The organism is Streptomyces violaceusniger Tu 4113, assembly GCF_000147815.2.
In the GTDB taxonomy this organism is placed as follows: domain Bacteria; phylum Actinomycetota; class Actinomycetes; order Streptomycetales; family Streptomycetaceae; genus Streptomyces; species Streptomyces violaceusniger_A.
The window spans coordinates 2,485,182-2,497,202 of sequence record NC_015957.1 but is presented as its reverse complement, the minus strand read 5'-3'; the positions used below and the strand labels follow the sequence as shown (position 1 = coordinate 2,497,202).

The window sequence follows — 12,021 nt, the reverse complement described above, 5'->3', positions numbered from 1 at the left end:
GGGCGCGGACGGCAGGACGTGATGATGACAGGAGGCGCGCGATGTCCGCTGAGGCGGACCGAAAGGGAGGTTCCCCGATGAATCCACGGGACCGGCACGACTGGCGGCTGTTCCGGGGGGACGGCGTGCCCCGGCGCGTGGAGATGCCACCCGCCCCGCCGTGGCGCCGCTTCGACGGCGGGGACCAGGAAGCCCCCGGCGGGGAGCAGGCGCCGTCCGCTTCCGGTCCGGCGGGCCCGGCGCCGTATCTCATCTCGCCCGAACACGCCGACGTGGTCAATGCCGCCCTCCATCTGCGACGTCCGCTGCTCGTCACCGGCAGCCCGGGGACCGGCAAGTCCTCGCTCGCGCAGGCGGTCGCGCACGAGATGGGGCTGGGCGAGGTGCTGCGCTGGCCGGTCAACAGCCGTTCCACCGTGCAGGACGCGCTCTACCGCTACGACGCCATCGGGCGGCTGCGCGAGACGGCCCTGACCCGCGACCGTGGCGAGGCCGAGCCCGACATCGGCAGCTTCGTGCGGCTCGGACCGCTGGGCACCGCGCTGGTGCCGAACGAACGCCCCCGGGTGCTGCTCGTCGACGAACTCGACAAGGGCGATGTCGACCTGCCGAACGACCTGCTGACCGTCTTCGAGGAGGGCGAGTTCGAGATCCCCGAGCTGGCCCGGCTGCCGGAGGACCAGTCGGTGGTGGAGGTGCTCACCGCACGGGCGGGCGAGCGGGCCACGGTGCGTCGGGGCCGGCTGGTGTGCGAGGAGTTCCCGGTCGTGGTGATCACCAGCAACGGCGAGCGCGACTTCCCGCCCGCCTTCCTGCGCCGCTGCGTACGGCTGGAGCTGCCCACCCCCGACGAGGGGCGACTGCGCGCGATCGTCACCGCGCATCTGGGGGACGACGCGCTGGAGGAGGTCGATCAGTTGCTGGACGCCTTCCTCCGTCGGCGCGCGGCCCGCGAGCTGGCGACCGACCAACTGCTGAACGCCGTGTTCCTGCGGGCGGGCGGCATGGACGTGACGGCGGACGGGCTCCTGGAAGCGGTGCTGCACCGGCTGGGCGGGGCGGTGTAGCGACGCATGAGCCGGGGGGACGCTGGGCGGGGCGGCACGGGGCAGGGCGGTGCCGGGCGGGACGACGCCGAGCCGAGCGACGCCGGGCAGGGGGGCGCCGGGCAGGGCGGCACCGAGCCGAGCGACGCCAATCCGAGCGACACCGAGCAAGACTGCGCCAAGCCGAGCGGCGCCGGGCAAGACTGCGCCAAGCCGAGCGACACCGAGCCGAGCGACACCGAGCAAGACCGCGCCAAGCCGAGCGACGCCGAGCAAGACCGCGCAGGGCAGGACGGCACCGAGCCGAGCGACGCCGGACAAGACCGCGCCAAGCCGAGCGGTGCAGTGCAAGACCGCGCAGGGCAGGACGGCACCGAGCGGTTGGGGCGGCTCGACGAGGCGATGGTGGTCCTCGCCTCCAGCGGTCTCGAACTGTCCAGGGAGGAGCTGCTCGACGCGCTCTGGCTGGCCGGCCGGCTGCCCGAGGACGGCGTGGAGTGGGCACCCCTGGCCCGCGCGGTGACAGGTGGCGGGACGGCGCTGCCCGCCACGCGCCCCGAGACCGCCCGTCCCCCCGCCACGGCCTCCCCGGCCGCGTCCGCCCAGCCGACCCCCGAGCCGACCGCCCCCGCCCGTACCCCCGAAGCCGAGGGCCCCGGCGCCCAGCCGTCCGCCCCCGCGAAGGGGCGCCCGGACGACCCGCCGGACCAGCCCCGCCCCCACCCCCGTGGCGATCAGCGGCTGCGCGGCCTGTACGGCGGAAGCCAGGGCCCCGGTACGGATGGGGCGCCCGACGCGCGGCGCGCACTGCCGCTGCGCGTGCCCGAGGACAAGGCGCTGCGCCAGGAGCTGTCCATCGGCCGTGCCCTGCGCCCGCTGAAACAGCACCGCCCCAATCCGCTCAAGCGGGAGTTCGACGAGGCCGCCACCGCCACCGCGCTCGCCGAGACCGGTCTGCCGGACGTGGTGACCCGCCCCGCCCGCGAGCGCTGGCTCGATCTCGCGCTCGTCATCGACGACGGGATGTCGATGCTGCTGTGGCGGCGGCTCGCCGTCGAACTGCGCACGGTGCTGCAGCGCTCGGGCGCGTTCCGCGTCGTACGCGTCCTCGGGCTGCATACGCGCGGCACCGACGCCCCCGCGCTGCGCGCCCGGCCCTACGCCCCGGACGCGCCCAGGCTCCCCACGACGGCGCTCTCCGACCCCTCCGGGCACACGCTGGTGCTCGTGGTGAGCGACGGGGTGGGGGCGGCGTGGCGCGACGGGCGGATGGGCCGGGTGCTGGCGCGCTGGGCGGGGGTCGGCCCCACGGCGGTGGTGCACGCGCTGCCGCCCCGGCTGTGGGAGGGCTCCGGGATCCGGGCGCGGCGCTGGCAGGTGCGGACCCGCAGACCGGGCTCGGCCAATACGGACTGGACGGTCGCGGATCCGGTGCTGCCCGCCGCCCTGGCGCGGTTCGAGGGGGTTCCGGTGCCGGTGCTGGAACCGGACGCCGGACCGCTGGCCGACTGGGCCCGGCTGATCGCCTCCGCGAGCGGTACGGCCGTCCTGCCGCTGCTGGACCCGGGGCGCGGCGGCCCCCGCCCCACCCCGGCCGCCACATCCCCCGGCCCGGCCGCCGCCCCGACCCCGGCCGATGAGCTGAGCCGCGTGCAGCGCTTCCGGGACGCGGCGTCCCCGGAGGCGTACCGGCTGGCGGCCCATTTGGCCGCCGTGGCTCCGCTGCCGGTTCCGGTGATGCGGATGGTGCAGAAGGCGGTGGACGGCCGGACCGACACCGGACGTCTCGCCGAGGTGTTCCTGGGCGGGCTGATGCACCCCGTCGAACCGCCCGCCTCGGCGGGACCGGACCCGCTGCCGCCCGAACACCGTCCCTTCGCCTTCGCCGACGCGGCGCAGCGGGCCCTGCTGGGCGCGGTACCGCTGTCCGAACTGGTCGCGACCAGCAGGCTGATCGGCCAACGGCTGGAACAACTGGCGGGCCGCTCCCCCGACTTCCCGGCCTGGCTGGCCGACACGCGCGGCACCGACCGGCTTCCGGCCGGCGCCCGGCCGTTCAGCGCGCTGGAGCGACGGCTGGCGACCCGGCTGGGGGCGCCGTCGCTGCCGTCGGCGTTCGCGACCCCCACCGCAGCGCAGGAGTGGCGCCGCCCGGAACCCGGTGACCCGCCCACGCTCGGGCCGTACCGGCTGACGATGGCCGGGCCGCCGGGAGCGCGAGTCAATCCCTTTCTGGGCCAGGACGCCTACGGTGCGGAGGCCATCGTCCGGATCGCCCGCCATCTGCGCGGACAGCAAGCCGCCGACCTGCTGGGCGTGGAGGCAGAGGCACTGCGCCGGATGGACGGGCGCTACTCCCGGCGTCTGCTGCGCACAGGGCTGGGCGACGACGTTCCGTGGCTCGCGGAGGAAGCCTTCATCGGGGACCGGCTGGACTACATCCTGCGCGGCGACGCCGAGGGATGGGACCACCGGCTGGACGTCCTGCGCGGCGACGCCGAGCGATGGGACGACCGGCTGGACGAGGCCACCCGTACCGACCCCGGGCGGTGGGACGGGCGCACCGCCCTCGGGCTCGCCCGCCAAGTCGCGGACGCGGTACGGCTGTCCGAGGAGGCGGGCATGGTGCACGGTGACCTCACCATCAGCACCGTGCATGTCGCTGGTGCGGACATCCTCCTGACCGGCTGGTCATCGGCGTCCATCGACGGTGTGCCGTCGCCGGCACTCGGCGGCGACCGCCCGCCGACCCCCGAGGACAACGTCAGGGCGCTGGGCGACATCCTGGTGAGCCTCGGCGGCGGGGCGCCGACGCGTCGGCCCGCCCCGGGGCTCTATTTCATGCCGCGCTGGAGCAGTGCCGCCTGGGAGCCGCTCCGCGCCCTGGTGATGTCGTGCCGGGAGAGGCCCCACGGCCACACCGCGCACGAGGTCTGGGAGTTCCTCACGCACTTCCGGCCGGAGGCCGGGGCTCCGGAGCCCCGCGCCCGACGCCCCCGGACCGAGCGGCCCATCGTCTGCGCGCAGTGCGGCAGTCCGCTGGCCCCGGACGACCGCTTCTGCGATACCTGCGGTTCGGATGTCTTGACGGCCCCACCATCGTCGGCGCCACCCGACTCCGTTCGCGCCTCCCGCCCGGAGCCCGAGAGCGGCCTGCCGTCGATCAACGCGTATCGGGCCTACCGCAGGCTGGGTGGCAGTCGGGGGGAGGGCGTCTATCTGGCCCGTCGGCCGGGCGCGTCGAACGATGTGGTGATACGCATCGCCCCTGGCGGCACCGCCCAGGGCAGCGGGCGGCGACTGCGGGCCGAGGCGGACGCGCTGCGGCGGATGGCCGGGCACTACGCCCCCCGGCTCTTCGTCGACGCCTCCTCGCTCAACCCTCCGGGGCTCGTGGTGGAATGCGTCCGACTGCCCGACGGCTCCCCGGCCCCACCGCTGTCCTCGCTCATGGGCCGAAGGCCCGACGGCTCACCCCGGCTGGACGCCGTACACGCCGCCACCATCGGCCTCCGCATCGCCGAAGCGGTGAACATGTGCTCGCTGAAGGGCGTTGTGCCAGGGCCGCTCACGGCGGACACCGTGCTCGTCACCGACAGCACGGTGAAACTGATCGGCTGGACCGAGGCGAGTGTCGGCGACCGCCTCCAGGGAGCTCCCACCACCCCGGACAGCGTCTACGCCCTGGGCCAGATCCTCCGCACCCTGAGCGACACGCAGCCGACCGGAGAGCTCATCCGCACCATGGACCTGTGGCGCAACCCCCAGTTGCTCTCGACCATCTCCGCCTGTCTGGACGACCGGCCGAGCAGGCGACCGTCGGCGGGGCGGGTGGCGGACGTCTTCGTCCAGTGCCTGACGACCATGCCGACGTTCGGCCACGAGACGCTGTACGAGCTCGAGTCGACGGACGCCCAACTCCCGACGGACGCCCAACTCCCGGACGACTCGCCGCCGGACACCTCCGTCCCCGGCTCTCAGGTGCCGCTTCCGGAACAGCCCGAGGCCCCGCCCGCCCGCGCCGCGCGCCCCAGCCGTCTGACGACCATTCTCCGGAACGCCGGATTCGGCAGAAGTGCCCGGCGGCAACGTAAACGGAAGGTGATCCTGAGGGACCTGACGGTCTGTCACCGCATCGCGGTGATCAGCCACCCGATCGGGGTCGGGCGGACCGCGACGACCCTCGCGCTCGGCGCCATCTTCGCGACTGAGCGCGAGGAGCAGGTCCTCGCGGTCGACGCGATCCTCGGCGGCCGGGGTCTCACCCGTCGCGTTCGGCACGAGACCAGGGCGACCATCCGTGATCTGGCGCACAGCGATCCGTTTCCGGACGACCATGCGTCCCTGGAGCAATTCACCACACAGAAGCCGTCCGGACTCGAGATCCTCGCGGGGGACTATGACCAAAGGAGCCTGGGAACCCCCCGAGTCCCGGTCACCAACGAGGAGTACCGCCGCGTCATCGGGGCGCTGAGCAGGCACTACTCGATCATTCTCGCCGACTCGGACGCCGGCGCGTCCCGCACCGGCATGCGGGGCGTGCTCGACCTCGCCGACCAGCTCATCATCGTCACCACCCCGTCCGCGGAACTCACGAACAGCGCGCACACGATCCTGGACCGGCTGGCCGAGGACGGCCACGGGGACCTGGCACGAAACGCCATCACCGTGATCAGCACATCACACGAGACGTCCCAGCCCGACCCGAGAGAAGACCCGGTCACGGAGTTCCGGGCCCGTTGCCGCGACGTGGTCGTCGTGCCGTACGACGACCATGTGGCCGCTGGAAGGGAAATCGACCTCGAGCAGCTGGCGCCCAGGACCTTCGACGCCTACCTCGATCTCGCGGCGCTGGTCGCGGAGGGGTTCCCCGGGGCCCGGACATAGCGCCCGCCCCGAGGGCCTATCCTCTAGGCCATGTCTTCCGTCTCCGACTCCGGTCACGGCTCCGCCGAACTCATCCGCATCGTCTCCCGTTCCTCCCCCATGGCCCTGGCCCAGGTGGAGCGGGTCCGCGCCGAGCTGGCCGCGCTGCGGCCGGGCATCCGTACGGAGGTCGTGCCGGTCACCACCTCCGGGGACCGGTGGATGGGTGATCTGTCGAAGCTGGGCGGGAAGGGGGCGTTCACCAAGGAGGTGGACGCCGCGCTGCTGGCGGGCGAGGCGGACCTCGCGGTGCACTGCATCAAGGACGTGCCCGCCGACCGGCCGCTGCCCGCGGGCACGGTCTTCGCCGCGTACCTCAAGCGGGACGACATCCGCGACGCCGTGATCCACCCCGAGGGGCTGACCCTCGACGAGATGCCCGCGGGGACCCGGATCGGCACCTCCTCGGTCCGGCGCGTCGCCCAGCTCGCCATCACCCACCCGGAGCTGGAGTGCGTGCCGATGCGCGGCAACGCCAACCGCCGGCTGGAGAAGCTGGAGGCGGGCGAGTGCGACGCGCTGATGCTGGCCGTCTCGGGGCTGGAGCGGATCGGCCGTACGGACCGGATCAGCGAGATCCTCCCGGTGGACACCATGTGCCCGCCCATCGGGGCCGGGGTGCTGGGGCTGCAGTGCCGCGAGGACGACACCGAGACGATCGAGGCCGTGGCCGGGCTCGGCGACGCCGACGTCTGGAAGGAAATCACCGCGGAGCGGATGCTGCTGCATGTGCTGCAGGGGCACTGCAACTCCCCCATCGCCGGCTACGCCAAGGCCGAGCGCGACGGGCGGCTCTCACTGCGCGCCCGGGTCTTCAGCCCGGACGGCAAGAGAGTGCTGGACGCCCACGAGTGGGCGGGCCCGCTGGACCCGGCCACCCTGGGCACGTCGGTCGCGGTGGCGCTGCTGCGGCAGGGCGCCCGCGAGGTCATCGACACGATCCCGCACTGAGGCAGCTCCCGCCGCCGTCCGGGCCCTACCGCGCCCGCAGCCTCCGCCACACCGCCCGCGCCGCGTGGTGTCCCGACATGCCGTGGACGCCGGGCCCCGGTGGGGTGGCGGAGGAGCACAGGAAGACCGCCGGGTGGGCGGTGGCGTACGGGACGCGGGCGAGCTTGGGCCGTATGGCCGCCTGGATGCCCTCGAAGGCGCCGCAGGCGATGTCGCCGTCGATGTAGTTGGCGTTGCGCGCGGCGAGTTCGGGCGGTCCGGCCACCGCGCGGGCCAGGACCAGATCGCGGAAGCCGGGGGCGAAGCGCTCGAGCTGACGCTCGATCACCTCCGTGGCGTCGCCCTTCCACCCGCTGGGCACATGGCCGTACGCCCAGAAGGTGTGCTTGCCCTCCGGGGCCCGGGAGGGGTCGAGCAGGGTCGGCGATGAGGTGATCAAGAACGGGACGGAGGGGTCGCGCCCGTCGACGGCGGCCCGTAGCGCCGCGCCGATCTCGCCCGAGGTGGGGCCGACATGGACGGTGCCCGCGCGCCGGGCCTCGGGCGCGGTCCAGGGCACCGGGCCGGACAGCGCGTAGTCGAGTTTGAAGGCGCCGGCCCCGTAACGGTAGTGGCGGTAGGCGTTGCCGAGACCGGCGATACGGGCCAGGGCGCGGGGCGAGGTGTCGAAGATGTACGCGCGGGCGGGCGGCAGCTCGTCGAGCCGCTTGACCTCGGTGGAGACGTGGATCGTCCCGCCGTTCTCGCGCAGATACGCCCCCAGCGCGTCCACGATCGACTGGGAGCCGCCGCGCGGAATCGGCCAGCCGACCTCATGGGCCGCGACGGCGAAGATCAGGGCGAGTCCGCCGGTGACCAGTGCGCTGGTCGGCGCGATGGCATGCCCGGCCAGCCCGGTGAACAGGGCGCGCGCCTTCTCGTCCCGGAAGCGGAGCGGCCCGGCGAGCAGCGAGACCGGCTGCAGCGCGTGCAGCCCGAAGCGGGCCCAGGTAATCGGGTCGCGGGGCACCCCGTCCCAGGGGGTGCGCAGCATATCGGGGGCGAGGGTGGCCCATTTGCCCAGGTAGGGCGCGATCAGCCGACGGTAGGTACCGGCATCGCGCGGGCCGAGCGACCTGGCCGTCTCACCGACCGAGCGGGCCAGCACCGCGGCCGTGCCGTCCGGGAAGGGGTGGGCCAGCGGCAGTTCGGGGTGGAGCCACTCCAGGCCGTGCCGGGCGAGCGGCATCCGGTCGAAGGCGGGGGAGCCGATGGCGAGGGGGTGCACGGCGGAGCAGGGGTCGTGCCGGAAGCCGGGGAGGGTCAGCTCCTCGGTGCGGGAGCCCCCGCCGATGGTGTCCGCGGCCTCGAAGATCTCCACCGCACAGCCGCGGCGGGCGAGTTCGACGGCCGCGGTCAGCCCGTTCGGCCCGGCTCCCACAACGACCGCGTCGAGCATGGACGGCACCTCGGCCCCCTCGTCCTTGAGGAATCAGTGGAACGATCAGCCGGCGGCGGCCAGCAAGCCCAGGATATGCGCAACGGTCGCCTCGTCCCTGGCGGCCGTGAAAGGAAGGGCATTGCCCCCGGTGATCCGGAACGGCTCGCCGGCCAGCGTGGCATGCGCCCCGCCCGCCTCGCCGACCAGCAACAGACCGGCGGCGTGGTCCCAGGCGTTCTCCCAGGTGAAGGCGACGGCGTCGAGCAGCCCTCGGGCCACGTTCAGATACTCCAGGCCGGCCGAACCGCAGGGGCGCACCTCAACTCCCGGCACCTGCAGCCCCGACAGAGCGCGCTTCTCCTCGTCGGTGGTGAAGTCGTAGTGGGAGACGGCCACGTGGAGGACCGCGCCGGGCTCCGGGGAGCCGCAGTGGATCGGCTCGCCGTTCAGCAGGGCGCCCCCGCCGCGGCGGGCGATGGCCATCTGGTCGAACACCGGGGCGTAGGTCCAGGACGCGAGGAGCTCTTCGCCGTGGGCGAGGGTGACCAGCGTCGCGAAGCCGGGGTCGCCGTGGACGAACTGCCGGGTGCCGTCGACCGGGTCGACGATCCATACGGGTGCGTCGCCGCCGAGGGCGGTGAGCACGGCCGGGTCGGCGTGCACCGCCTCCTCGCCCACCACCACGGAGCCGGGCAGCAGCTTGGTGAGGGCGCCGGTCAGATGCTCCTCGGCCTGCCGGTCGGCGGTGGTCACCAGGTCGTGCGGACCCTTCTTCTCCACGATCTCGTGGGCGGCGAGCTGCCGGTAGCGCGGCATGACCTCGTCGGCGACCGCCGTGCGGATCGCCTGCTCCACCGCGCCGAGATCACCGGCGAGAAATTCATCGATCATGCGTTCATCGAATCATGTCTCAGCGACGGCAGGTGGCATACCGACTGCCAGACGGTGTCATCGAGGTGAAGGGAGCGACCGCCGCAAATCCCTTTTCGACCGGCATCAGGGCTTACCCCGTCGATATACGGCAACGGGCCCGGTGCCGGGCGCGTTGCCGGGGTCCGGGAGCCAGCACGGTGCCCGGCGCGGTGCCCCGGGTCCGGGAGCCAGCACGGTGCCGGGCGCGGTGCCCGGGGTCCGGAAGCCAGCACGGTGCCCGGCGCCGCGGGCCCGGGGTCCGGAAGCCAGCACGGTGCCCGGCGCCGCGGGCCCGGGGGGCGCGGGAACGAGCACGCCGCCGCGCGCCAGGAGCCCGGGAACGGACGCGCCGCCGCGCGCAACGCAAAGGGACGGCACAGCAACAGGCACGCTGCCAGGCGCGGTCCCCGGGGTCCGGAAGCCAGCACGGTGCCCGGCGCCGCGGGCCCGGGGGGCGCGGGAACGAGCACGCCGCCGCGCGCCAGGAGCCCGGGAACGGACGCGCCGCCGCGCGCAACGCAAAGGGACGGCACAGCAACAGGCACGCTGCCAGGCGCGGTGCCCGGGGTCCGGGAGCCAGCACGGTGCCGGGCGCCGCGGGCCCGGCGGCGGGCGCGGGAACGAGCACGGTGCCACGCGCCAGGAGCCCGGGAACGGACGCGCCGCCGCGCGCAACGCAAAGGGACGGCACAGCAACGGGCACGCTGCCAGGCGCGGTCCCCGGGGTCCGGAAGCCAGCACGGTGCCCGGCGCCGCGGGCCCGGAACACAAGCGCTGCCAGACGCCGGGGGCCCAGGGCCCGGGAACGAGCACGCCGCCGCGCGCCAGGAGCCCGGGGACGGACGCCCCGCCGCGCGCAACGCAAAGGGGCGGCACCGCAACAGGCACGCTGCCAGGCCCCCCGGGCCCGGAACCGCAGCGCTGCCAGACACCTGGGTTCCGGGAACGAGCACGGTGCCGGGCACCGCAGGCGCGGGAACGAGCACGCCGCCACGCGCCAGGAGGCGGCACAGGAACGGGTGCGGCGCCGGGCGCCGCGGGCGCGGAACCGCAGCGCTGCCAGGAGCCCCGGGGTCCGGAACCGCAGCGCTGCCAGACCCCAGGGGCCCAGGGCCCGGGAACGAGCACGCTACCGAGCGCCAGGAGCCCGGGGACGGACGCCCCGCCGCGCGCCAGGAGCCCGGGGACGGGTGCCCCGCCGCGCGCCAGAGGTGGCACAGGAACGGGCGCGGTGCCGGGCAGGGGGTCAGCGCACGCGCTGGGCGGGGCGGTCGGGGGCCGGATTCGGGCTGGGGTCTGCCGGGCCGCGGGCTCGGGGGCCGGTGGTGAGCAGGCCCAACGTCACGATGGCGAGACCGCAGCCGGCCATGATCGCCCAGCCCAGATGGCTGGCCTCGGGGAAGCCGGAGGCGAAGGGGCCGTGCACCCGGGCGGTGGAGACCGAGCCGAGGACGGCGACGCCGAGGGCCGCCCCCACCTGGCGGCCGGTGGAGGTGACCGCGGCGGCCACCCCGGCCTGGGAGCGCGGCATCCCGGACACGGCCGAGTAGGTGAGCGGGGCGTCGAGCATGCCGAAGCCGATGCCGAACGCCACATACGCGATCACGAGGTACCAGATCGGGGTGTCCGCGCCCACCCGGGTCAGCAGCAGTCCGCACCCCGCCGTACCGGCCCCGGCGATCACCATGGGGATACGCGGGCCGCGGGCGCCGACGATACGGCCCGCGAGCGGTGAGGAGATCAGGGTCATGGCCGCCATCGGCAGCGTGAGCAGCCCGGTGTGCAGCGGGGAGAAGTCCCGTACGTCCTGCAGATACAGGGCGTTGAGGAAGAGGAACCCGGCGAGCGCGGCGAATCCGCACACCGCCGAGGCGATGGCGCCGCTGAACGAGGGGCTGCGGAAGAAGCGGACGTCCAGCAGCGGTTCGGCGCGGCGGAGTTCGTAGCGGATGAGGGTGGCGGCGGCGACGGCCGCGACGGTGAAGCAGCCGATGATCTGTGCCGAGCCCCAGCCCCTGACCGGGCCCTCGATGATGCCGAATGTGAGCGTCGCCAACAGCACGATCACCAGGAGCTGCCCCACCGGATCGAGCCTGCGCGGCCGCGGGGCCTTGGACTCGGGGACGAAGAGCGCGGTGAGGACGAGGGCGAGGGCGGCGACCGGGAGGTTGACCCAGAAGACGGCCTGCCAGCCGGTCGAGTCCACCAGCGCACCGCCGACGACGGGCCCCAGCGCGATGCTCACCCCCGCGACCGCACCCCACAGCCCGATCGCCCTGGCCCGCTCCCTGAGGTCGGTGAAGGTGTTGGCGATGATCGAGACCGCGACGGGGTTGAGCATGGCGCCGCCCATGGCCTGCACCATCCGGAAGGCGATGAGCGAACCGGTGTCGGTGGCGAGCCCGCACAGCAGCGACCCCAGGCTGAACAGCAGCAGCCCGGTCTGGAAGGTCCGGCGCCTGCCGAACCGGTCGGCCATGGAGCCGGAGAGCATCAGCAGACTGGCGAGCACCACGGTGTAGGAGTCCACCGTCCACTGCAGCCCCGAGGGCGAGGCGTCCAGATCGTCCTGGATGGACGGCAGGGCGAGATTCACGATGGTGGTGTCGAGGCCGACCATGAACAGGCTGATGCAGCAGATCCCCAGGATCAGCCACTTGTGGCGGTGGTGCGGCGGCGGACCGTCTCCCTCGCCGTCCGCGTCGCCCGGGGTGGCTTGGCTCGTGGCGCCGGCCATGGTTCACCTCCTGGTCGGGGCGGGTCATG

Annotated in this window: 6 protein-coding genes; 3 read left to right on the top strand and 3 right to left on the bottom strand. The window is 74.2% G+C overall.

The window, feature by feature from the left end; translation table 11 throughout:
• The first annotated feature begins 77 nt into the window (after nt 1-77).
• Genes STRVI_RS10955 through hemC form a run of 3 tightly spaced genes read left to right on the top strand, consistent with a single transcriptional unit; the run spans nt 78 to nt 6,923 of the window.
• The gene (locus STRVI_RS10955) at nt 78-1,067 is read left to right on the top strand and encodes an AAA family ATPase (RefSeq protein ID WP_043235741.1); all 990 of its coding nucleotides are present in this window, start codon (nt 78-80) and stop codon (nt 1,065-1,067) included.
• A 6-nt stretch (nt 1,068-1,073) separates the two neighbouring features.
• Nucleotides 1,074-5,933 (top strand): SAV_2336 N-terminal domain-related protein, encoded by a 4,860-nt coding sequence (locus tag STRVI_RS46240; RefSeq protein ID WP_014055711.1) that lies wholly within the window; start codon nt 1,074-1,076, stop codon nt 5,931-5,933.
• A gap of 30 nt (nt 5,934-5,963) precedes the next feature.
• Nucleotides 5,964-6,923 carry a hydroxymethylbilane synthase gene (hemC, locus tag STRVI_RS10940; protein WP_014055710.1) on the top strand — a complete coding sequence of 320 codons (960 nt, stop codon included), beginning with the start codon at nt 5,964-5,966 and terminating at the stop codon, nt 6,921-6,923.
• 25 nt (nt 6,924-6,948) lie between these two features.
• On the opposite strand, the gene STRVI_RS10935 is transcribed toward hemC, so the two are convergent.
• From STRVI_RS10935 to STRVI_RS10925, 3 genes are all read right to left on the bottom strand, one after another.
• Nucleotides 6,949-8,361: a phytoene desaturase family protein gene (locus STRVI_RS10935; RefSeq protein WP_014055709.1), complete on the bottom strand. Its 1,413-nt coding sequence runs from the start codon at nt 8,359-8,361 to the stop codon at nt 6,949-6,951.
• Between the two features lie 45 nt (nt 8,362-8,406).
• Complete coding sequence (locus STRVI_RS10930) at nt 8,407-9,234, bottom strand: inositol monophosphatase family protein (protein ID WP_014055708.1); 828 nt, start codon at nt 9,232-9,234, stop codon at nt 8,407-8,409.
• 1,267 nt (nt 9,235-10,501) lie between these two features.
• A complete protein-coding gene (locus STRVI_RS10925; RefSeq protein ID WP_014055706.1) occupies nt 10,502-11,992 on the bottom strand; it encodes an MFS transporter in 1,491 nt (496 codons plus the stop codon).
• Nucleotides 11,993-12,021 lie beyond the last annotated feature (29 nt).